This is a genomic window from Aureibaculum koreense, assembly GCF_034296135.1.
Lineage (GTDB): Bacteria > Bacteroidota > Bacteroidia > Flavobacteriales > Flavobacteriaceae > Aureibaculum.
Genome location: NZ_JAXKVV010000006.1, coordinates 167,316 through 190,062, shown reverse-complemented (window position 1 = coordinate 190,062; position 22,747 = coordinate 167,316). Strand labels below are relative to the sequence as shown.

Genomic DNA, 22,747 nt, shown 5'->3' with positions numbered 1-22,747 from the left:
TTCCCGAGGAAAGGGGTTGGGGATAGGTTTAAAACATCTCTCTACCAGAAAAATGAAAAGCTCCTTCTATGGCGGCATTTTCATCACTATCACTTCCGTGCACAGCGTTTTCACTTATAGAGGTGGCAAATAATTTTCTAATTGTGCCCTCTGCCGCTTCTTCAGGATTTGTAGCTCCGATTAAAGCTCTAAAATCCTCCACCGCATTAGACTTCTCTAAAATGGCAGCTACAATAGGACCACGGGTCATATACTCAACCAATTCTCCATAAAATGGTCTTTCTTTATGAACGGCATAAAATGCTTTTGCATCGTTATCTGTCATTTGAGTTAATTTCATTGCTACTATCCTAAAACCTGCAGCATTTATTTTTTCTAAAATTGCCCCTATATTCCCTTTTTCAACGGAATCAGGTTTAAGCATTGTAAATGTTCTGTTTGTTGTCATTTTTAGTTTTGCTTTTAAATGAAGTGCAAAAGTAGTGGTTTTATTAAAAACAATAAACTCCTTTATACTTTTTGTTTTAAACCTAAAATGACAGAAAATACAGTATATAGATTAAACAAAATACTAAATTATCGTATATTCGCCATCGATGAATAGTAAAGAAATACAAGAAATAAAGCAGCTTTTAGTTGAACCCAAAAACATAGTTATTGTTTCACATAGAAATCCTGACGGAGATGCTTACGGCTCTAGTTTGGCATTGTACCATTACTTAATAAAGGGAAATCATACAGTTACCGTTGTTTCTCCAAATGATTGTCCTGATTTTTTAAAGTGGTTGCCTAATCAAGATAAAATAATTGTTTTTGATGAAAATGTTGATGAAGCTACAAAGTTATTAGAGGACGCGGAAATTGTTTTTACCTTAGATTTTAATGCCTTGCATAGGGTAGGTAGTCAAATGGAGAGTGTATTGGAGAAAATTAATCCGATATATATTATGATTGATCACCATGAGCAACCAGATGATTATGCAAAGTATATGTTTTCAGATCCTTCCATTGCATCTACGAGCGAAATGATTTATCATTTTTTTGATAAATTGGAGGTTTTAGAAAATATAGATAATAATATTGCATCTTGTATTTACACAGGTATTGTAACAGATACGGGGTCTTTTAAATATCCCGCAACTTCAAGCATTACGCACTTGATTGTCGCTAAATTAATGGATGTTGGCATAGACCATACCAAAATACATAACCGATTATACGATACAAACTCGTTCAACCGTTTACAATTATTAGGTACGGCATTAAGTAACTTAAAGGTATTACAAGAATATAGAACGGCATATATTACCATTTCACAACAGGAGTTAAATAGTTATGATTTTAAAAAAGGAGATACCGAGGGGTTTGTAAATTATGGTCTGTCCGTTGAGGGTATTGTTTTTGCCGTTATATTTATTGAAGATCAAAAACAAGATATTATTAAAATGTCTTTACGGTCTAAAGGAAATTTCTCGGTCAATGATTTTGCCCGCAACCACTTTAACGGTGGAGGTCATGTAAACGCTGCTGGGGGCAGGAGCGAAGTTTCTTTGCAAGAAACCGTTAAACAATTTTTAGAGATTTTACCAAATTATAAAAACGAATTAGAAAATTCTTATGAATATTAAAATCAATAACATCACCAATTTGGTAGTAGTAATTTGTTTTTTGTGCTTTTTCTTGGCCTGTACAACCCCACAACCAAGAAAACCCGTAGTTCAAAAAACTTATTCTTTTTTACAAGAATCCATTGAACGTAACAAAATTATCAATAAAGTAGAAGAAGATGCTTTTATGGAGTTAATGAAATCCGATACAACAAATAATTATATTGCATCGGAAAGTGGCTTTTGGTACTATTACAATATTAAAAATGATGAGGGGTCGCAATTACCTAAAACAGGAGATGAAGTAACTTTTACCTACCAAATAAAGGATATCAATAATGAGATTATTTATACCAAAGAAGAGTTAGGAGAAAAAAATTATCTAGTCGATAAACAGGAACTAATTACAGGTTTGCAAGATGGATTAAAATTGATGAGGGAAGGAGAAACAGTTACTTTTTTGTTCCCCTCACATAAAGCTTACGGGTATTCTGGCTATCAGAAAATCAAGTCGAACGAGCCTTTGATTTATACGGTTACTTTACATAAAGTTCTCAAAAACAATCCATAAAATTATTAAGATGAGAATAATTAAAGTTCTATTTCTAATTGTTCTAATTATAGTTGCTTCATGTAAACCAAATAATTACCCTGATTTAGAGGATGGATTATATGCTGACATTCAAACTGATAAAGGTAACATTTTAGTACAGCTAGAATATAAAAACACACCAATTACGGTAGCCAATTTTGTCTCATTGGCCGAAGGAACCAACCCCTATGTGGCCAAGAGATTTAAACAAAAACCTTTTTATGATGGTTTAAAATTCCACAGGGTGGAGAAAGACTATGTAATTCAGGGGGGTGATCCTCAGGGTACTGGCGAAGGTGGCCCAGGTTACCAATTTGAAGATGAATTTCCTACTGATAAAAATGGTGATTTGATATTAACTCACAACAGAAAAGGGATTTTATCTATGGCCAATGGTGGATTTGATACCAATGGAAGCCAATTTTTTATCACCCTGAGAGAAGCACCCAATTTAGATGGTGTGCATACGGTTTTTGGAAATACCATAGATGGGCTACAAGTAATTGATTCTATTGAGAAAGGAGATGTAATAAATAAAATTGAGATTATCAGAGTGGGTAACGAATCTAAAAAGTTTAATGCTCCTAAAGTATTTGGTAATTATTTTAAAAAATTAGAGAAGGAAGCGGAAATAAATGATAAGATGGCCAAAAAAGCGAGAATTGAGTTTTTAAGTCTAAAAGAAAAATATGAATCAGAAGCGGATAGCTTAGATTCTGGCCTAAAAATTTATTTTATTAAAAAAGGTGAAGGTCAAAAACCTAAAACTGGTGGCGTAGTAAATGTTTATTATTCTGGCTATTTTACTTCTGGTGAATTATTTACAACAAATAACAAAGAAATAGCTGAACATTTTCTAAAGTACGATCCGAGATTAGAAGCCAGAGGAGGTTATAGTCCCAAAGAGATGGATTATAGTCCGGATGCTGAATTAATACCGGGGTTTAAAGAAGGATTGCAAAAAATGAATGTTGGTGATAAAGTGATGCTTTTTATCCCTTCGCATTTGGCGTATGGTACACAAGGCCGTGGGCCAATACCACCTGATACTGATTTAATTTTTGAATTGGAAATCGTTGATAGACCTTAATCTCTATTATTATAAGCGATGAGCACCCTAGAAGCCGCTTCAACAACCGTAATTTGGTTGTTTTCAACTTTAAGTAAAACGTCTTTTAGTAATTTTTTAATGTTAGGACTGCTATAGAATTGTTCTTTTAGCTCATCATCAATAGTATCTAAAACCCACTTTTTATTCTGTGCGTTACGCAACGTTTCAAAATGATTATTTGTTTTAGTTAAATCAAAATAGCTGCTAATAAGTTCCCAAACCTCTTTTATTCCCTTATTTTCTAAGGCACTACAAGTGGTAACTTTAGGTTGCCAACTGCTCTCTTTTGGAGGGTATAAATGTAAGGCTCTGGTAAATTCTGTTTTTGCCAGTTTAGCGTTTTTAATATTATCACCGTCTGCTTTATTGATAACAATAGCATCCGCCATTTCAATTATGCCCCGTTTTACACCTTGTAATTCATCACCAGCCCCTGCCAATTTCAGCAATAAGAAAAAATCGACCATGGAATGCACCGCTGTTTCTGATTGTCCCACACCAACAGTCTCAACAATTATAGTATCAAAACCTGCGGCTTCGCATAATAAAATAGTTTCGCGTGTTTTTCTGGCCACACCGCCAAGTGATTCCCCAGCAGGGGAAGGCCTTATAAAAACATTAGGATTATTTACCAATTTTTCCATTCTCGTCTTATCACCCAGAATACTTCCCTTACTTATAGAACTGCTAGGGTCAACTGCTAACACGGCAACTCTTTTACCTTGCTCTGCGGCATAAGTTCCAAAAGCTTCAATAAAAGTACTCTTACCAACTCCGGGTACTCCCGTAATGCCAATTCTAATAGAGTTATCAGTATTGGAAAGACAACCTTTTAAAATAGCTGCAGCTATTTTTTGGTGACTTTTTTTTGTGCTTTCCACCAAGGTGATGGCTCTACTAAGGTAACTTATATTTCCTTTTAGTATATTTTCGATAAAAAGCTCAGTAGAAGGCAATTCTCCTCGTTTCAATGTGATTTTATTTACAACTTTTTGATTATTGGATTTCATTGGATAGTTCTTTGTTCCTTTTCGAGGTTTATTCATCCTTTAAGCTACGAAAATTTGAATATTAAGAATAATTGTAAATTTAGAATAATATTTTAAGAAAAGTGCAACACTACATTTTTTTAGTCGTATTTAAAATAGAAATAGCTAGCTAGAATGAACCAGACCAAGTACTTGCATACTGATTTAATTAAGAAATGCAAAAACAACAATTCAAAAGCTCAAATGCAAGTTTATGATTTGTATTGTGATGCAATGTTTAAAACCGCATATAATTTTACAAAAGATAAAGCTGTAGCTGAAGATATGATGCAAGAATCGTTTATTAAAGCTTTTCAAAAATTAAATCAATTTAATGAAAGTGTGTCTTTTGGAGCATGGTTAAAAAAAATAGTGGTTAACCAATGTTTGGATTATTTAAAAAGAAGGAAGCTGAAAATTGTGGAAATTAATGAAAACCATTTACAATTAACAGATGAGGACAATTGGCAGGTGCATAGTTCTATTTCAATAGATCAAATTCATTATGCTATTGAACAGTTGTCCGAAAATTATAAAATTACTTTGAAGTTATATTTATTGGAAGGTTACGATCATCAAGAAATTGCTCAGATACTAAATATTAGTGAAGTAGCCTCTAGATCGCAATTATTTAGAGCTAAAAATAAATTGAAAGAATTGCTAAAACAAAAAGATTATGCTTAAAGATATAAAAGATATTTTAAAAGAAAATTCAACTGAAAAGTTAGAATTACCATTAAATCATAGGCAACGTTTTGAAAACAGATTGCAAAAATTAGAGCCTAAAAAAGCAAAAAATTATATTTTTTTAAAAATAGCGGCTTCAATTTTGGTTTTAATAAGTGTGGGATATTTTTTAATACAAAATAATAGTATTGAGACCGCTATTCCTGATGAGAAAATTGATTTGGCCACCATTTCCCCTGAATTAAAACAGATTGAGAATAATTATATAACGGCAATTAACTACGAAATGTTGGGTATTGAAGCAACTGAAGATAATAAGGAAATATTAGATGCTTATTTAGAAAAAGTGGCTTTATTATCAGAAGAATATAATGCGTTAAGTAAAAAATTGATTACTGATGAAATTAATGAAAATACGGTAAATGCCTTAATAAATAATTTACAATTACGCTTGCAGTTACTACTTGAATTGAAAGATAAACTTACAGAATTAAAAACAAATAAAACATTACAAAATGAAACGAATACAATATAAAATAGCACTATTAATCGTATTTATCAGCACTGATCTAATCGCTCAAAACCATCGCAGAACCTATAATGAAGAGTTTAGCACAAACAAAGACGTTGTTATTGAGGTAAATACCAGAAATACAGATGTTCAAATTGAAACATGGAACAAGAACAAAGTAAGTGTTGAGGCCATTATAGAAGTGGAAGGAGTTGAAGATGTACAAGCAGAAAGAACGCTGGACAACTGGAAGTTCAAAGCCGTAGGAAATAAAAGTGAAGTAGAAATCTCTGCAAAATCCAGTGGTGCTTCTAATTATTTATTTTCATCCAATGATAGCGGCAGGGTTATTATTAATGGGCAAGGCCATAATGACTTAGACTATCATTTTGATTTCCCTGAGATTGAGTTGGATAATTTAATAGAGCTTAGTAATGATATTATGGTTTTTCCCGAACCACCAGAAATGCCAAATATCCCTATGGTTGAGTTTCATATTGAAAACACTTTTCCAAAATTTGACTATGAGAAATTTAAAAAGGACAAAGATTATTTAAAAAAATGGCAAAAAGAAATGGAGGAGAATTTAGAGAAAAATAAAATAAAATGGGAGAAGAATACTGAAAAGGTAAAAGAAAACGAGGCGGTCTTAAAAGTTGAACTGGAAAAAATGGCAGAACAGCGTAAAAAACATGCAGAACAGCGTAAAGAATTAATGGAAAAGCAATTGGCACAAAGTAAAGAACATGCTAAGCAAAGGGAAAAACAAATTGTGCTAAGAAAAAAGCATTTAGCAAAACGTAAAGAAGATGTTGATAGAAAACGCAATATTATTTTTAAAGTTTTGGAAGACAGAGAAAAAATAAAAGCAAAAAGAACTATAATTATTAAAGCCCCAAAAGATGCCAAATTTAAAATGAACGTAAAATACGGTACATTAAGTTTTCCTAATTAATATTCTAAAATTATCTAACTCAATATAACCACTAAATTTTCTAAAATTTAGTGGTTTTTTAGTGTAGTGGGATGTCGATAATAAACGAATTTTTATAAACTCAATAAATTTTGAAGGATAGTTTTATTTTTTTCTTTAGGAGATGCTTTAGTATCAGCCGACAAGAAAAAAATGAAAATAGACTCAAAAGAATTCGTTTTAATTTTTGTCTATTATCGATATGTCACTATAACAAAATGTTGTTACCTTTATGGCTTCTTAAAGAAGATATTTTATGGAGTTGTACAAACAACAAAAAATAAAAGTTTACAATTCACTTTCCAATCAGAAAGAAGATTTTATTCCATTAACAGAAGGTTATATTGGTATGTACGTTTGCGGGCCTACGGTATATAGCAATGTGCATTTGGGCAATGTAAGGACATTTATGTCTTTTGATCTGGTGTACCGTTATTTTAAACATTTAGGCTATAAGGTGCGTTATGTGAGAAACATTACGGATGCTGGGCATCTGGAAAACGATGCAGATGTTGGAGAAGATAGAATTGCCAAAAAAGCACGTTTAGAAGAAATTGAACCCATGGAAGTTGTACAACAATATACAGTTGATTTCCATAATGTATTAAGAAAATTTAATTTACTGCCTCCAAATATTGAACCTACCGCAACGGGACACATTATTGAGCAAATCGAAATCATAAAAAATATTATAGACAAAGGACTGGCGTATGAAGTTAACGGTTCTGTGTATTTTGATGTGTTAAAGTACAATGAGAAAGAACATTACGGTATTTTAAGTGGAAGAAATATAGAAGATGCGATTCACAATACCCGCGTTTTGGATGGACAATCTGAGAAGCGGAACCCGCAAGATTTTGCCTTATGGAAAAAAGCCCAACCCGAACATATTATGCGTTGGCCCTCACCATGGAGCGATGGCTTTCCTGGCTGGCATTTAGAATGTACCGCCATGAGTACCAAATATTTAGGAGAACAGTTTGATATTCATGGAGGTGGAATGGATTTAAAATTCCCACATCACGAATGTGAAATAGCACAAGCTCAGGCACATAATAATTTGACACCTGTTAAATATTGGATGCATGGAAATATGCTCATATTAAATGGCAAAAAAATGGCTAAATCAACAGGTAATTTTATTCTTCCGGAAGAAATAATTACCGGAAATAATACTATTTTAAGCAAACCTTTTCCTGCCACTATTGCTAGGTTTTTTATGTTGCAAGCTCATTATAGAAGTATTTTAGATTTTTCTAACGATGCTTTAGAAGCATCAGAAAAAGGATATTTTAGATTGATGAATGCGGTTAACCAATTAGATAGTATTGAATCAACTAAAAAATCAACATTAGATATCAAAACTTGGAAGCAAAGTTGTTATGATGCGATGAACGATGATTTTAACAGTCCTATTCTTATTGCTCAATTATTTGATGGTGTTAAGTACATCAATGCTTTGCTTGAGAAAAAAGAGACATTATCATCAACCGATTTGGAAGATTTTAAATCGACTTTTAATACCTTTATTTTTGAAGTATTAGGCTTAGAAAATGTTACATCAGTAGATAATTCAGAAAAATTAAATAAAGTTGTTGATTTATTAATAAGTATGCGTAATGAAGCTAGGGTAAATAAAGACTGGGCGTTATCGGATAAAATTAGAGATCAGTTGGCGGATGCAGGAGTTCAACTAAAAGATGGTAAAGAAGGAACAACTTTTAGCTTATAAATTATCAAAAAAGCACTTACATATCCATTTATATTGTTGGTCAGATTTTACCAGACAGCTATTTCACCCTATACTCCTGCAAGTTGTAGGTTTACGCCAACATGCTCTCATTACACCGTTGAAGCCTTACAAAAACACGGAATTTTTAAAGGGGGCTGGTTATCTATTAAAAGAATTTTCAGCTGTCATCCATGGGGCAGAAGTGGCTATGACCCCGTTCCTGATGTGAAAGAAAAACATTAAGCTAAATTAGACCCATAAAAAAAGGATAAGTCAGTGTTGAGCTTATCCTTTGTCAGTGTTCTAGAATACCTTTCATATTCTATAAGTTAGAAACTATATTGTCTATAATTGGACCATAAAATTCTTTTACTGATTTTTGTGGTTGAAAAGACCGAGTTTCTAAAGGTTTCGGTTGTTTTAAGTATAGTATTCATAATTTAAAGTTTTATAGGTTAGTTGTTTTGTTCTAATTGTAGCGTCTTTTAGTGTTCCAAACACGACTAGATGCATTTCCTAACGTTAATTTCAATTGATTTTTTAAAGTTCTCATATCTTTTGTTTTTATGATTAATTGTTGATTTTTTTGCTTAGTTGTAACGTCTTTTAGTATTCCAAATACAACTAGATGCGTTTCCTAAAGTTAATTTTACTTGATTTTTTAAAGTTCTCATTTTATATGTTTTTTAATTGGTTTATACTTAATAGACGACGGTGTTATAATTTTGTTACAGTACTATGTTATAAATAGTACTGTTTTAAGGAATATTTAACACATCTAAATATAGGTTAGAGTATAATTATTAATTTAATATATTGAAATACAATAAGTTAATTAAATATTTGTAAAAAATTATTCTAGAATGAAATATTGGAAAGACTAATAAAATAAATAAATATTTGTATAAACGGTAGTTCTTTGAAGTTGACTCAGGTAAAAAAATAGGGTATGGGGAAAAATAAATTTTAAAAAAAATCTAAATGAATTCTCTAAATAATTAGCTAGTAATTTCTATATTTTTCAGTAATATTAAAAACATGTTGCAGAATATTTTGTTCTTGCTCGGTATAATCTAAATGTTTTCTGTGCATTACCATTTTAACAACTTCGTTAACTTTATTCATTCTATAAGTTGTAAAACCAGCGGCACCTCCCCAAGAAAACGAGGGAATAAAATTTCTGGGGAAATTGCTTCCATAAATATTAGCACTAACACCTACAACCGTCCCCGTATTAAACATGGTATTGATGCCACATTTGGAATGGTCGCCCATCATTAAACCACAAAATTGTAAACCTGTGTTTTCAAAACGTTCGGTTTCATAATCCCATAATTTAACTTCCGCATAATTGTTTTTTAAGTTAGAGTTGTTGGTATCAGCTCCTAAATTACACCATTCACCAATAACGGCATTGCCCAAATAACCTTCGTGACCTTTACTTGAATAGCCAAAAATTACTACATTATTTACTTCGCCACCAACTTTGCTTAAGGGCCCCAAGGTGGTCGCTCCATAAATTTTTGTCCCCATCTTTAAGACCGTATCATGGCATACAGCCAGTGGCCCTCTAACCATAACACCTTCCATAATAATAGCGTTTTTACCAATATAAATAGGGCCAGTAGAAGCGTTTAATGTGGCATAACTAATATCAACACCTTCTTCAAAGAAAATATTTTCTTTATTGATACAATTTACGGTATCGGGTATGGGTTCGGATTCTCTGCCATCAGTCAGTAATTTAAAATCGTTTTCAATGGCCTTATCGTTTAAAGAGAAAATATCCCAAGTATTTTTTAGTTGTAGTAACTCTTCATCGTAAACTATTTCCGTATATTTTTCAAAATCAACTTCTTCTTGAGTATCGGTAGTATAAAAAGCAACAATTTCATCACTATAATAAATAACCTGATTTTCTTTCAAATCCATTACCATTTCAACCAGTTTTTCAGTGGGTAAAAAAGAAGCGTTCAACATGATGTTAGCTTCCATTTCAACCATCGGATATTTTTTTTCTAAATATTCTTCTGTTAAAGTACTGGTAGTAAGACTCAAATATTTTTCCCATTTTTCCCTAATAGTTAAAATACCGATTCTTATATCCGCAACGGGTCTTGTATAGGTAAAAGGCAATAAACTATTGCGAACTGCACCATCATATAATATATAGTTCATCTATTTCAATTATTTTGCAATATTAAAACTAATTATTAAATATATTATTGTTACGTTAAAAATAAAATATAAGTTAGTTTTCTTATATTTGAACAGAAACATTTTTCATTTATGCAAATAAAAAAATCACCCGAAGTTTTTGATGTTGTTATAGTAGGATCTGGTGCCGGTGGAGGTATGGCAACTAAGATACTTTCAGAAGCAGGACTTAACATTGCTGTTGTGGAAGCTGGACCACATTACGATCCTGCCGACCCTGAACAAAAAAATCAATTAAAATGGCCTTACGAATCGCCCAGAAGAGGAGCCGGAACTACCAGAGCCTTTGGCGAATTTGATGCTGCTTATGGCGGCTGGGAGATTGATGGTGAGCCTTATACCCGAAAAAACGGTACTGAATTCGAATGGTTTCGTTCTAGAATGTTGGGTGGAAGGACAAATCACTGGGGACGAATATCTTTACGTTTTGGACCACTGGATTTTAAGCGTAGAAGCCATGATGGTTTGGGTGATGATTGGCCAATATCTTATGAGGATGTAAAACCTTATTATGACAAAGTTGATAAACTAATTGGTGTTTTTGGCAGTAAAGAAGGTATTGCAAACGAACCCGACGGTTTCTTTTTACCAGCACCGAAACCCAGATTGCACGAGATGTATTATAAAAAAGGTGCAGAAAAAATGGGTATCCCCGTTATACCTTCACGGTTATCCATTCTTACTAAAAAGATAAACGAAGATAGAGGGGTTTGTTTTTATTGCAATCAATGTGCTAGATCGTGTAGTGTATATGCCGATTTTTCTTCGGGTTCTTGTCTTATTTTCCCCGCTCAAAAATCAGCTGAAAAATCAACAGGGCAAATTACACTGTTTACCGATGCCATGGTAAGAGAAGTGGTTACGGATAACGATGGTAAAGCTAAAGGCGTAATTTACATCAATAAAAAAGACAGAAAAGAATATCAATTGAATGCAAAAGTTGTGGTATTGGCGGCATCTGCCTGTAGTTCTGCTCGAATACTGTTAAACTCAAAAAGTAAAAACCATAAAGATGGTTTGGGCAACAGTAGTGGGTTGATAGGTAAGTATTTACACGATTCCACAGGAGCCGATCGTGTTGGTTTTGTACCAGAATTAATGAACAGAAAAATTTATAACGAAGACGGTGTAGGTAATATGCACTTGTATTCACCTTGGTGGGGTAACGATAAAAAATTAGATTTCCCTAGAGGATATCATATTGAAGTATGGGGTGGACTAGGAATGCCCTCTTACGGATTTGGTTTCAATGCCAACGGACTTAATGAATATATTGGTGGGGAAATTGGCGGTTATGGCAATGCTCTTAGAGATGATGTAAAACGATTTTATGGTTCTATCGTTGGTATGGCCGGTAGGGGAGAGTGTATTGCCAGAGAAGATAATTACTGCGAAATTGACCCAGATGTTGTCGATGAGTGGGGCATACCCGTGTTGCGTTTTAATTACACTTGGTCACAGCACGAAAAATTACAGGCCAAGCACATGGTTGAAACTTTTGATGGCATAATTGAAAATATGGGCGGAAAAGTGATTAGTGGGGAAAGACCTGGAGAAGATAGAGATTATGGTTTGTTAAAACCAGGTCAGATAATCCATGAAGTGGGTACAACGCGTATGGGTAACGATCCTAAAAAATCGGTAACCAATAAATATATGCAGTTGCATGATGTTGATAATGTTTTTGTTGTGGATGGCGGACCGTTTGTCTCACAGGCGGACAAAAATCCTACTTGGACTATTTTAGCATTGTCTTGGAGGACTTGTGATTATATTATAGACGAATTAAAAAAACAAAATATATAGTATGATGAATAGAAGAGATACTATTAAGTCATTATTATTAGGCTCTGTGGCCGTTGGTTTAACAGTACAGGGGTGTGCTCCTAAAGAAGATAATTCTGTAAAAGAACAACCTAAGGCAAACGATGGAAATTTTTATGGACGTACCCCCGAAGAGGCTGCCAGAGATAAACGTTTACAAGAAGAAGTTTTTTTCAACGACCATGAGTTGGAAACTATTGCGGTATTGTGCGACATTATCTTACCAAAAAACGATGAATTTGGTTCAGCTTCAGATGCTAAGGTACCTGATTTTATTGAGTTTATAGTAAAAGATATGCCTTACCATCAAATGCCCATACGTGGTGGCATTATGTGGTTGGACAATTATTGCAATAAAAATTACGATAAAGAATTTAAAAAGTGTTCAAATACTGAACAACTGGCTGTTTGCGATTTAATTGCTTATCCTAAAAAGACCTTACCCGAACATAAACAAGGTGAAAAATTCTTTACTAAAATGAGGAATTTAACCTTAACAGGTTATTTTACTTCTAAAATGGGTATTCAAGATTTAGGGTATAAAGGAAACACACCCAATGTTTGGGATGGTGTTCCCGAAGACGTATTAAAAGCCCATGGTTTTGAATACGATGCAGCATGGTTGGCCAAATGTGTAGATCAATCTAAACGTGGAGATTTGGCTAAATGGGATGATGACGGAAATTTGATTTCGTAACTTGTCAATGGCATTTGGGTTGCAATCTTATCATTACGAGGGACGAGGAATCTCTTTTTTTCCATTTTCCATCAAAATTTTCAAATTAAAAATAATTTTCTGATTGTCCGGAATGTGGCATAATTGATTCGTCACCCTGTCCCGAAAGCTTTCGGGACAGCAGGAGGTTACATGATATTATTACTGATTACGGATATACCATATAATTTTTAATTAACAACAACAATGAAAAATAAACTTCTACTAATTTTATTGGCAATATTTTTATCGTTAACTGGTTTTACCCAAACCACAAACAACTATTCCATATCATTTGAAAATGCAGTACATCACGAAGCAGAAGTAACCGCGGTATTTTCTAATCTAGAAAATAAAGTACTACAATTACGTATGAGCAGAACTTCTCCGGGGAGATATGCAGTACACGAATTTGCTAAAAACGTTTATAATGTTAAGGCTGTGGATGGCAAAGGCAATGAGTTAAACGTTACTCGTAACGATCCGCATCAATGGAATATAGGCAGTCATGACGGTACGGTAAAAGTAACTTACACCTTATTCGGAAATAGAGGAGATGGCACCTATAGTCAAATTGACGAAACACATGCCCATTTGAACATCCCCGCAACTTTTATGTATGCTTTGGATTATGAACATAGACCCATAAATGTCACGTTTAATGTCCGAAAAGATTTAAACTGGAAAGTGGCTACACAATTAAAAAGTTTAGGCAACAACACTTTTTATGCTCTTAACTTAGACTATTTTATGGATAGCCCTACGGAAGTAAGTAATCATTCCGTGAGGAATTTTGAAGTTGCTAATAATGATGGTAAAAAACAAAAAATTAACTTTGTTTTACATCATAACGGAACAGAAGCTGAATTGGACGAATATTTCGAAAAAGTAAAAAAAATTGTATTGGCTCAAAAGGAAGTTTATGGTGAATTACCTGATTTTGATTTTGGTGAATATACTTTTTTGGCATGTTATATCCCGAATGCTTCGGGTGATGGTATGGAACACAGAAATTCCACCATTTTAACCAGTACAAGAAGCTTGGCCAACGGTGGCATGGAAGGAAATATAGGAACGGTTTCTCACGAATTTTTCCATGCGTGGAATGTAGAACGTATTAGGCCTCAATCTTTAGAACCTTTTGATTATACTGAAGCCAATATGTCCGGTGAATTGTGGTTTGCCGAAGGTTTTACCAGTTACTATACCAACTTGATTTTATGCAGAGCAGGACTGATTTCTCCACAGCAATATGTTGAAGGTTTATCGGGTGGGCTTAATTATGTTTGGAATTCCCCTGCAAGGAAGTATTTCAATCCCATTGAAATGAGTTACCAAGCTCCATTTGTAGATGCAGCCAGATCTGTTGATCCTGTAAATAGGGAAAATACATTTATTTCATACTATACTTACGGAAGTGTGCTTGGTTTGGCTCTAGATTTATCGCTACGGAATTTAAATGGAGACAAAAACCTAGACGATTTTATGAAATTGGTATGGAAAACTTATGGTAAAGCTGAAATTCCATATACTGTAAGGGATTTGCAAAATCTATTAAGTGACTATGCTGGTAAAGAATTTGCCTTAAATTTCTTCTCTAAATATATTTTTGACAGCCAAATGCCCGATTATAAAACCTTATTTGCTTCAGTGGGTGTAAATTTTGACCAGTCTAAACAAAACGAATTAGATTTAGGGGTAAGATTAAGTAATTTTAAAGTAAGGTCCAACCCAAGTGAAGGTAGAGCCGCTTTTAAAGCAGGCTTAGCGGATGGCGATGAAATTATATCTGTGGATGATAAACCGATTACTTCAGAAACAAAACAGTCTGCTTATTTTGGGCAATTTGCACCCAACCAAACTGTAAAAGTGATATTTAAACGATTTGGTGAACAAAAGGAAACAATGTTCACTTTTGATACGAATAACGATTACAGTACGCGTTTACTAGAAAACCCAGACAAGAAAGTTAAGGAGAACAGGAAAAGTTGGTTAGGTGTAGAGTAATTATTTAGTCAATAAAAAAACCAATATAAATATCACTATCAATAAAAATACAATAAAAGCATTTTTTATATCGAAGGGTCTATTTTTAATAATATGACTTCGTTTTGTTTCACGATCTATATTTTTTTGGATGACATTCCTTTTTTTTAAGGTAGGTGCTGCCATAATAGTATTTTCTTCTCCATCGTAATAATTTGGATTTTCGGAAAGATTATCCACAATATCTTTACAGGACTTTAAACCTAAATTCGTCTCATCTTTAACATATTTTACGGCTTGTATTTTTTTATTCTTATCAATTAAACGTAGCAATTTTGCTTTATCTAAAACGATGTTATTTATGATAATTTGGTTGTTCATTTAATGTTGTTTTTTATTGAAGTAATATTTTGATTTATGCTCTAAATTAATAAACACCAATAACAGCACTTAGAATATTAACACGCAACTTTGGTTTCTTAAAATAATATTTAGAAACTTTTATCAAACCATTTGTCGGTTCGAGTGATTTTGAGGTACGAAAAATTGTATCGAGAACTAATTAACAGGCTAAAATTCTTATTCTCGATATAAATTTTACTCATTTCAATCGTAAAATCCACTCGAACTGACAGAATTTTATCAAAATGCACAATAGGTAATCTTGCTATTTTGTTATTTTTTTACATTTTATAAGGAAATAGCTTTTCTTAAAAAAACCATTTCAATTGAACTTGTTTTCCTGATTGAGTCTCATATTCCTTTATTCTTGGTGCCAGTAAAGCAGATATACCACCACTAATCATACCCTTATATGGGCTTTCTAAGTTTTTAAATGCAAAATGTAAGATTGTCCAAACTATCAAGAAAATAACCAAAAAAGATAAATACCATAGAATTCTAACTTTTGTTTTTTTATTCATAATTTTCAAATTTTGAGTTCGTTCCACAATGAATTTCAATGTTTTTGTTTGAGATTATTAGAGCTAATTTAGCAAATAAAAACCGAACCTGCCGGCCGGCAGGTAGAAAATCCGTGAGTCTGGATAGCTATCGAGATTCGTAAGTAGACTAGAGCCAAGTAATTAATTATAAAGGCGTTATCAACCGGTTTTAATCCGTTTCTTTTGATTTTAAAAACCCCAAAATTTTACTTACTATAGAATTAAGTTGCACCTCTCTGGTAATATTGGCAGTATTATCGCCCATTTGATGTCCATAATATCCAAATTGCGAATGATTTCCTCCTTTTATTTCATAAAATTCCGCATTCAATGGCAATTTTGATTTGTTTTTCTCAATCTTTTCAGAACTTGCAACCCCATCATTCGATCCATAAATTTTTAGTATATTAACCTCTAAGTTAGAAAGATCAATATCTCTTGGATGGGTTGTTCCGAGTAGTATAAGATTTTTTATAGATTTTGTATTTTCATATACGAATTGTCCAGCCGCTTTACCGCCCTGAGAATGTCCGATTAGCGTATAACTATTTTTATCAGTTAATAAATTCCGTTCTTTTATTAAATTATACCCTTTTGTTGCCATTCGCCAAGGCATACGAACAATTATAGTTTTATAACCATTTTCAGATAGTTTACGACATAACGGCGAATATGCAAATGGGTCAACTAATGCTCCTGGATAGAAAAAGATTGTACTTTTCGAAATAGATTTTGGAACAAAGTAAATGTATTCATCCGAAATATTTATTTCTATATCACGGTCACTTTTTAAAATCGACTTATCAAAACCTTTAGCTTTAAAAGTTGAATACATATAAATAAAGAAGGCAATGCCTATAAATATCCAAACTGCACCAAATATTTTAAAGATTTTTTTCATTTAAGTTTATTGGTTTTTTTAGCTAAGAGTATTTATGTGGTTTAAAACTTAACTTTGCAAGTACACACCAAACTTAAAATCCACGAGGATTTTCGTAAGTTGGCTAAAAGCGAGCATTAAAATATACACGTCTTAAGTTTGCTGAAGTTATTTAATGTCAAATGTCTTTTGGTCTAATGCGTTCATAAAGAAATTAAAATCATTATCTAATTCCTTTATTTCAGGTGCTAAATGATATTTATCTTTCACAAATCTTAACGCTAATAAATATGTAAATCCTTTTAAAAAGCTTTCCATTTTCTGTGAGAATATACCAATTTTAAAGCAAAAGTCAATTGCGTCTTTTTTCTGTTGCTCAGATTTGGTATTCAAATAATGAGTCCAAAAATTGTGTGTGAACGAATTTCGTAAATCTCGATATTTGTCAAATTCAGAATCAATCGACAGTTTTGGATTTAGTTTTAAAAGCCTTAAGGTATTCCCGAGAGTATATTTTTCCAATTTGTCAATATTTGGTGATTTTTTTTCAAATTCTTTTGAAGTGAACCCGAAGAATTCTTTGTCAAACTCAATTAAGTATTCAACTAATTTTTTCGATACGAATTCAACTCTTTGAATAGATGCCATAGCCATTCCAATTCTCATATAGACAACATTTTCATCTATTTCTTTTTTCTTTTCAGTTTTCATTTATTTTTATTGGAAACGATTAGTTTTAATTGTAGCCAAAAATTGTATAAACGCATTGCGTTTATATCATTTACGGGTTTTAAATAATTTTTAATTTAAACTAGGGTTTTCAGGAGCGTTTGCCCACAATTTGTATTCGCCGCCAAATTTCATCAACTGGTCTTTCCAAAAAGATTGGTCAGAAATACCAAAAATATTTTGGTATCGGTTTTCTATAACAATCCATGAAGTAGTGTCAAGCTCATCTTGCAATTGGTCTTTGCTCCAACCAGAATAGCCCAAAAAGAAACGAATATCGTCTTTTTCAAGTTCGTTATTGATTAGTAATTTTTGTACGGCATCAAAATCACCTCCCCAAAAAATACCACCCGCTATTTCTACACTATCTGGAATTAAATGCGGAACGCGGTGTACAAAATATAAATTTTCTTCAGAAACAGGTCCGCCTTTGTATATGGTTAGGTCTGATTCTATTTCGGGCAATAAATCGCCCAAAACATACTTTGAGGGCTTGTTGATAATAAAACCTATAGAACCTTCGTCATTGTGTTCGGATAATAATATTACAGATCTGTTAAACGAAGTGTCATTTAAAATTGAGGGCTCCGCAATTAGTAATTTGCCCTTGGTTAATTCTGTTGGTTCCATAAGTCATTTAATTACCCAACTAATATAGGAATTATTTTTAGAAATATCCTAAACAAAAAAAGCTCTCATTTTTCAATGAGAGCTCTTAAAATTTTTTAAGCTAATTTAAATTAGTTTACTGAATTTTTTAATTCAGCACCTGGCTTAAATTTCACTACGTTTTTAGCAGCAATTTTGATAGTTTTTCCAGTTTGAGGATTTCTTCCGTCTCTAGCAGCTCTTTTAGAAACTGACCAAGATCCAAAACCTACTAAAGAAACTCTTCCACCTTTTTTTAATGTTTTTTCAACATTGGTCATAACAGAGTCCAATGCTTTTTTTGCAGCTGCTTTAGAGATTCCTGCGTCTGCAGCCATAGACTCTACTAATTCTGATTTGTTCATAATTTTTAAATTTAAAATTGATTAATAATTATTTGCTTGTTTAAAGCTGAACAAATATAGATTTTATAAGGCTTAACGCAAGTTTTAACACTTAAAATCTATCTTTTTGTTAATAAAATACATGCAATTGTTAATAACCATGGCTTTTTTAGCCTCTTTTTTCAAGAAAAGTCAATGAATATAGGCGTTCGTGTTAAATATTTGTTAATCTACACCATTCAGCACAATATTAGTAAAACTCGATTTTTTGGGATTCCGTTTTGTGGCTGAAGAACAAAAAATTGTTAGTTGAACTAATCCCGCTATTTGTGCTGAACTTGTTTCAGCATAAGGCGGGATCTGTAATTCACTTCTTCTCAATTTAATTAAGGAATTAAAGCACTAGCTTTTAACGTAAGCTTTTTCACCAATTTTATATCCGTTTAACAAGTCTCCAATTCTCATTTTACGTTTTCCGGGCAATTGTAATTTTTCAATTATAATAAATCCCTTATTCACGGCAACTTTTAATTGCGTTTTATCAGCTATTAATTTTCCAATAGAGTGGTGGTGCTTTTCTTTTTCCTTTTTTACATCATAGATTTTCATTTCTAATGTTTCTTCATCATTATAAAAGTCAGTCCACGCACCAGGGTAAGGATTTAATCCTCTAATCTTATCGTAAATTTCATCTATAGATTTGTTCCAATGAATCTGGCAGGTATCTTTAAAAATTTTTGGAGCATCTTTTAATTGGTTATCTTCCAATAAACGTTGTTGTACAGGTTTTACTTCACCTTTCTCAATTAATTTCACCGTTTCAATAACCAATTTACTGCCTAGTTGCATTAATTTATCATGCAAAGTGCCAGCGGTATCATTTTTGTCAATGGCAATTTCCTCCTTTAATATAATAGCACCAGTATCGATTTTATCATCAATAAAAAAAGTGGTAACACCGGTTTTTGTTTCGCCATTTATAATAACCCAATTTATAGGTGCCGCACCTCTATAATTTGGTAGTAGGGATGCGTGTAAGTTAAATGTGCCAAGTGCTGGCATTTGCCATACTACTTTTGGTAACATTCTAAAAGCAACAACAATCTGTAAATTTGCGTTGAGCTTATTTAATTCAGCTAAAAATAATTCGTCTTTTAAGTTGGTAGGTTGTAAAATATTAAGGTTTTGCTCTAAAGCATATTTTTTTACAGCGGATTGATTTAGTTTTCTGCCTCTACCAGAAGGTCTGTCTGGTGCGGTAATAACACCCACTACGTTATAGTTATGGTCAATCAGGGTTTTTAATACGCCCACTGCAAAATCGGGCGTACCCATAAATACGATTCGTAACTCGGTCATTTTCTTTTTATTTCTAATTTATTTTGCGAATTTATAGTTATTTTATCAGTATCCAATAGGTTTTGTAGTGTCTTTAAAAGGGTTGCGGATGGAACATTTAATTGTGAAGCAATCTCTTTACTAGATAATTGCTCATTAGCTTTCAATAATTCTAAAATTTGGTCGGGTAAATTTTTATAATTTGTTGAATTATTTATCTGTGACAAACAAACATCACAAATTCCGCAATTTTCTTTTAGCTTTTCATCAAAATAACGGAGTAGTAATTTGCTACGGCAAACGGAATCATTGGTTGCATAATTTACTATTGAATTGATTTTTTCTTGTTTTACACCATTATATTGTATAATGTCTTTAGCAATGCTATTGATTGTTCTTTCATCTTCTCTGATAATTAAAAATTGTAGCTGACTTGTACTTTTATTACTTGAATAACTCAACAAACCATCTTTTTCTAATTGAAGCAACAAACTTTTAATTTTTGAGGGCTCCGTTTCTAATTTATTTGCCAATACGGATTCATTGATTTTTATAAAATGATCAAAAATTCCACCATGGGTTCTCAGAATTATTTTGATGAGGTTATTGTTGGTTCTTTCTGCATAATCCAACACTTTATCTGGGGGCATAATAAATTTTAGGGTAGATTGTTTGTTAAACCCCTCACTAAATAATAGAATTTGTTCGCGTTCTAGCAATTTTAATGCATTGTACGTTCTTAAAATATTGGTTTTATAGGTATTACAAAAAGTTGCGAGATCGAATTCAAATATTTGTTCAGGTTTTTCGCCATAGGCGATATAAAAATATTTATTCAAATTTTTATAAATCTCTTTGGCAAAATCGACAGTTACAATCCCTTTTTCAAATTGATTTTTTAGGTTATTGATGTTGTGGTCATTAGCAAAAACAATTGAACTTGCTTTATTACCATCCCTGCCCGCTCGACCCGCTTCTTGCATATAATTTTCTAAACTAAATGGCAAATCAATATGAACAATAAGTTCCACATTATCTTTGTCTATGCCCATTCCAAAAGCATTGGTTGCAACTATTATGGGTTTTTTTTCCTCCATCCAATCCATAAAAGCACGTTGCTTTTCTTCATTTGACAATCCCGCATGGTAGTACGAGCTTTTAAAATTATTTCTGTTTAAATAATTGCTTATATCTTGTACGCGTCGTCTGCTATTTACATAAATAATGGCATTGTTTTTAATTGAACTTAACCGTTTTTTCAGTTCAAAATAGACATCCTCGTGTCGAGATATATTTAAAGAAAGATTTTTACGAACCAAAGATTGCTTGAAAACAGTAGCATTTTGTATTTCAAGATTTTTCATTAAATCATCTAAAACGCGGTTTGTTGCAGTAGCGGTTAGAGCAAGTATTGGGGCTTTAATGTCCAATTCCCTCAAAATGGGAATTTTTAAATACGCGGGTCTAAAATCGTGCCCCCATTCTGATATACAATGTGCTTCATCAACGGCAATCAAATTTATATTTAGTTGTTTTAATTTTTGCTGTATAAATTCCGATTGTAATTTTTCTGGGGATAGATATAAAAATTTAAAATTACCAAACTGTAAGTTGTCAAACGCCTGTATGGCCTGTTCTTGGTTCAAATTTGAAGTAATTGCAATTGCCTTTATCCCTTTTTCCTTTAAATTGTTTACTTGATCGTTCATTAATGCGATCAAAGGCGAAACCACTAAACAAACCCCTTCTTTTAATAAAGCGGGAACTTGATAACAAATTGATTTTCCACCTCCCGTAGGCAATATGGCAACGACATTTTTGCCCTCTAGGATATTGTTGATTATTTGCTCTTGAGAAGCTCTAAATTCAGTATAACCCCAATATTTTTTTAAAATAGTTTTGGCAGTATCCATTAGTTTCTCTCTAATTTTTTAAGGATGTAATCAACTCTAAAATCAACATTACCAATAGGAATTTCTGTGACTTTATAGCCAAGTTCTGAATAAGCACTTTTTAGATGATGATGTAGTTCAATAGCCGAGTCAAAACTCTCATAGCGTTCGTTGTCTGTTTTGTATATTTCTTTCCAAGGAGGCAACAAAAAAATTTTATCATACAGGTACGTTTTACTTTTTTCGAGATAGGTTTTTGGGTATTCGGTAGCAGTATGGTTCATGTATGCATGAATGTCTGGGATTCCCCGGTCAAAGAAGATGATTTCAGCATCTAATTTTAAAGATTCCAGATACTGTTTTTCCCTACCTTCAAGTAACAATTCACTAAATAAAAGAGGGTTTTCCAAAAATAAATATTCAATGCCATTTGCTCTGGCCTGCAACGTAATTTGTCTTGATATTTCTGGAATACAGACAAAATTTCTACGCTCTAATTCGTTTATTAAAGTGGTTTTACCCGTACCAGGGCCGCCAGTTATTACTATTTTATTCGTTTGCGGTTTTAGATTACTTGCCATATAACAAAGAAACTAAATATAATCTGTATTTTTGTCAGCCAAAACATATTTTATCAAAATGGTATTATTATTGTTTTAGAAGTGTTAAAAACAATGAGCAAACAAATTGAATTTTATAAAAAACTAAAACTCAGTCTAGAAGAAACTACTGAATTTCCCACAAAATATATGTTTAAATTTATAATTCCCGCTGATGATAATAAGGTGTTGGAAATAGAAAATATATTTAATCACACAGGTGCGGTAATTGATAAAAAATCTTCAAAAACAGGTAAATACATAAGTTTAACCATTTTAGTTCAAATGGTTGATGCTGATGCGATTATTATGAAATACAAAGAAGTTTCAAAAGTGGAAGGTGTTATTTCTTTGTGATATTTTTAACAGGATTATAGAGAAATATAAAAT

24 protein-coding genes are annotated in these 22,747 nt (G+C 32.6%); 12 read left to right on the top strand and 12 right to left on the bottom strand.

Annotated features, from left to right (window positions below; translation table 11 throughout):
• Positions 1-28 precede the first annotated feature (28 nt).
• Positions 29-448 (bottom strand): nucleoside-diphosphate kinase, encoded by a 420-nt coding sequence (locus UMM65_RS07995; protein WP_321975975.1) that lies wholly within the window; start codon positions 446-448, stop codon positions 29-31.
• A gap of 148 nt (positions 449-596) precedes the next feature.
• On the opposite strand from UMM65_RS07995, the gene UMM65_RS07990 reads away from it, so the two are divergent.
• From UMM65_RS07990 to UMM65_RS07980, 3 genes are read left to right on the top strand one after another with little or no spacing between them, the layout of a single operon-like run.
• A complete protein-coding gene (locus UMM65_RS07990; protein ID WP_321975974.1) occupies positions 597-1,628 on the top strand; it encodes a DHH family phosphoesterase in 1,032 nt (343 codons plus the stop codon).
• Complete coding sequence (gene gldI, locus UMM65_RS07985; protein WP_321975973.1) at positions 1,618-2,178, top strand: gliding motility-associated peptidyl-prolyl isomerase GldI; 561 nt, start codon at positions 1,618-1,620, stop codon at positions 2,176-2,178. The genes UMM65_RS07990 and gldI overlap by 11 nt, the downstream gene beginning before the upstream one ends.
• A gap of 10 nt (positions 2,179-2,188) precedes the next feature.
• Positions 2,189-3,289: a peptidylprolyl isomerase gene (locus UMM65_RS07980; protein ID WP_321975972.1), complete on the top strand. Its 1,101-nt coding sequence runs from the start codon at positions 2,189-2,191 to the stop codon at positions 3,287-3,289.
• Here UMM65_RS07980 and meaB read toward each other — a convergent pair.
• The gene (meaB, locus tag UMM65_RS07975; RefSeq protein WP_321975971.1) at positions 3,286-4,320 is read right to left on the bottom strand and encodes a methylmalonyl Co-A mutase-associated GTPase MeaB; all 1,035 of its coding nucleotides are present in this window, start codon (positions 4,318-4,320) and stop codon (positions 3,286-3,288) included. The two genes, UMM65_RS07980 and meaB, sit on opposite strands and share 4 nt — an antisense overlap.
• A gap of 153 nt (positions 4,321-4,473) precedes the next feature.
• On the opposite strand from meaB, the gene UMM65_RS07970 reads away from it, so the two are divergent.
• From UMM65_RS07970 to yidD, 5 genes are all read left to right on the top strand, one after another.
• Positions 4,474-5,022, top strand: coding sequence for an RNA polymerase sigma factor (locus UMM65_RS07970; RefSeq protein WP_321975970.1), 549 nt, complete (start codon positions 4,474-4,476; stop codon positions 5,020-5,022).
• Positions 5,015-5,560: a hypothetical protein gene (locus UMM65_RS07965; RefSeq protein WP_321975969.1), complete on the top strand. Its 546-nt coding sequence runs from the start codon at positions 5,015-5,017 to the stop codon at positions 5,558-5,560. The genes UMM65_RS07970 and UMM65_RS07965 overlap by 8 nt, the downstream gene beginning before the upstream one ends.
• Complete coding sequence (locus UMM65_RS07960; protein ID WP_321975968.1) at positions 5,541-6,491, top strand: hypothetical protein; 951 nt, start codon at positions 5,541-5,543, stop codon at positions 6,489-6,491. Before UMM65_RS07965 ends, UMM65_RS07960 begins: the two co-directional genes overlap by 20 nt.
• 274 nt (positions 6,492-6,765) lie before the next feature.
• On the top strand, positions 6,766-8,241 hold the full coding sequence (gene cysS, locus UMM65_RS07955) for a cysteine--tRNA ligase (protein ID WP_321975967.1): 1,476 nt from the start codon (positions 6,766-6,768) through the stop codon (positions 8,239-8,241).
• Positions 8,242-8,484, top strand: coding sequence for a membrane protein insertion efficiency factor YidD (yidD, locus tag UMM65_RS07950; protein WP_321975989.1), 243 nt, complete (start codon positions 8,242-8,244; stop codon positions 8,482-8,484).
• Positions 8,485-9,243: 759 nt separating this feature from the next.
• On the opposite strand, the gene UMM65_RS07945 is transcribed toward yidD, so the two are convergent.
• Positions 9,244-10,419, bottom strand: coding sequence for a GlmU family protein (locus UMM65_RS07945; RefSeq protein WP_321975966.1), 1,176 nt, complete (start codon positions 10,417-10,419; stop codon positions 9,244-9,246).
• Positions 10,420-10,530: 111 nt separating this feature from the next.
• Between UMM65_RS07945 and UMM65_RS07940 the strand changes: the two genes are divergently transcribed.
• From UMM65_RS07940 to UMM65_RS07930, 3 genes are all read left to right on the top strand, one after another.
• The gene (locus UMM65_RS07940; RefSeq protein ID WP_321975965.1) at positions 10,531-12,264 is read left to right on the top strand and encodes a GMC family oxidoreductase; all 1,734 of its coding nucleotides are present in this window, start codon (positions 10,531-10,533) and stop codon (positions 12,262-12,264) included.
• Between the two features lies 1 nt (position 12,265).
• Complete coding sequence (locus UMM65_RS07935; RefSeq protein ID WP_321975964.1) at positions 12,266-12,979, top strand: gluconate 2-dehydrogenase subunit 3 family protein; 714 nt, start codon at positions 12,266-12,268, stop codon at positions 12,977-12,979.
• 225 nt (positions 12,980-13,204) lie between these two features.
• Positions 13,205-15,004 (top strand): M61 family metallopeptidase, encoded by a 1,800-nt coding sequence (locus UMM65_RS07930; protein WP_321975963.1) that lies wholly within the window; start codon positions 13,205-13,207, stop codon positions 15,002-15,004.
• On the opposite strand, the gene UMM65_RS07925 is transcribed toward UMM65_RS07930, so the two are convergent.
• From UMM65_RS07925 to UMM65_RS07885, 9 genes are all read right to left on the bottom strand, one after another.
• The gene (locus tag UMM65_RS07925; RefSeq protein ID WP_321975962.1) at positions 15,005-15,364 is read right to left on the bottom strand and encodes a ribosomal protein L7/L12; all 360 of its coding nucleotides are present in this window, start codon (positions 15,362-15,364) and stop codon (positions 15,005-15,007) included.
• 329 nt (positions 15,365-15,693) lie between these two features.
• Positions 15,694-15,906: a hypothetical protein gene (locus UMM65_RS07920; RefSeq protein ID WP_321975961.1), complete on the bottom strand. Its 213-nt coding sequence runs from the start codon at positions 15,904-15,906 to the stop codon at positions 15,694-15,696.
• A 190-nt stretch (positions 15,907-16,096) separates the two neighbouring features.
• Positions 16,097-16,828 (bottom strand): alpha/beta hydrolase, encoded by a 732-nt coding sequence (locus UMM65_RS07915; protein WP_321975960.1) that lies wholly within the window; start codon positions 16,826-16,828, stop codon positions 16,097-16,099.
• 147 nt (positions 16,829-16,975) lie between these two features.
• Positions 16,976-17,518: a hypothetical protein gene (locus tag UMM65_RS07910; RefSeq protein ID WP_321975959.1), complete on the bottom strand. Its 543-nt coding sequence runs from the start codon at positions 17,516-17,518 to the stop codon at positions 16,976-16,978.
• Positions 17,519-17,608: 90 nt separating this feature from the next.
• Positions 17,609-18,166, bottom strand: a complete 558-nt coding sequence (locus UMM65_RS07905) for a YqgE/AlgH family protein (protein WP_321975958.1) — start codon at positions 18,164-18,166, stop codon at positions 17,609-17,611.
• A gap of 110 nt (positions 18,167-18,276) precedes the next feature.
• Entirely contained in the window at positions 18,277-18,549 is a 273-nt protein-coding gene (locus UMM65_RS07900; protein WP_321975957.1) for an HU family DNA-binding protein, read from the bottom strand.
• A 381-nt stretch (positions 18,550-18,930) separates the two neighbouring features.
• Positions 18,931-19,887: a methionyl-tRNA formyltransferase gene (gene fmt / locus UMM65_RS07895; protein WP_321975956.1), complete on the bottom strand. Its 957-nt coding sequence runs from the start codon at positions 19,885-19,887 to the stop codon at positions 18,931-18,933.
• The gene (locus tag UMM65_RS07890) at positions 19,884-21,779 is read right to left on the bottom strand and encodes a RecQ family ATP-dependent DNA helicase (RefSeq protein WP_321975955.1); all 1,896 of its coding nucleotides are present in this window, start codon (positions 21,777-21,779) and stop codon (positions 19,884-19,886) included. The genes fmt and UMM65_RS07890 overlap by 4 nt, the downstream gene beginning before the upstream one ends.
• Positions 21,779-22,339 carry an AAA family ATPase gene (locus UMM65_RS07885; protein ID WP_321975954.1) on the bottom strand — a complete coding sequence of 187 codons (561 nt, stop codon included), beginning with the start codon at positions 22,337-22,339 and terminating at the stop codon, positions 21,779-21,781. The genes UMM65_RS07890 and UMM65_RS07885 overlap by 1 nt, the downstream gene beginning before the upstream one ends.
• Before the next feature lie 93 nt (positions 22,340-22,432).
• Between UMM65_RS07885 and UMM65_RS07880 the strand changes: the two genes are divergently transcribed.
• Positions 22,433-22,714, top strand: coding sequence for a DUF493 family protein (locus tag UMM65_RS07880; RefSeq protein WP_321975953.1), 282 nt, complete (start codon positions 22,433-22,435; stop codon positions 22,712-22,714).
• Positions 22,715-22,747: the final 33 nt, after the last annotated feature.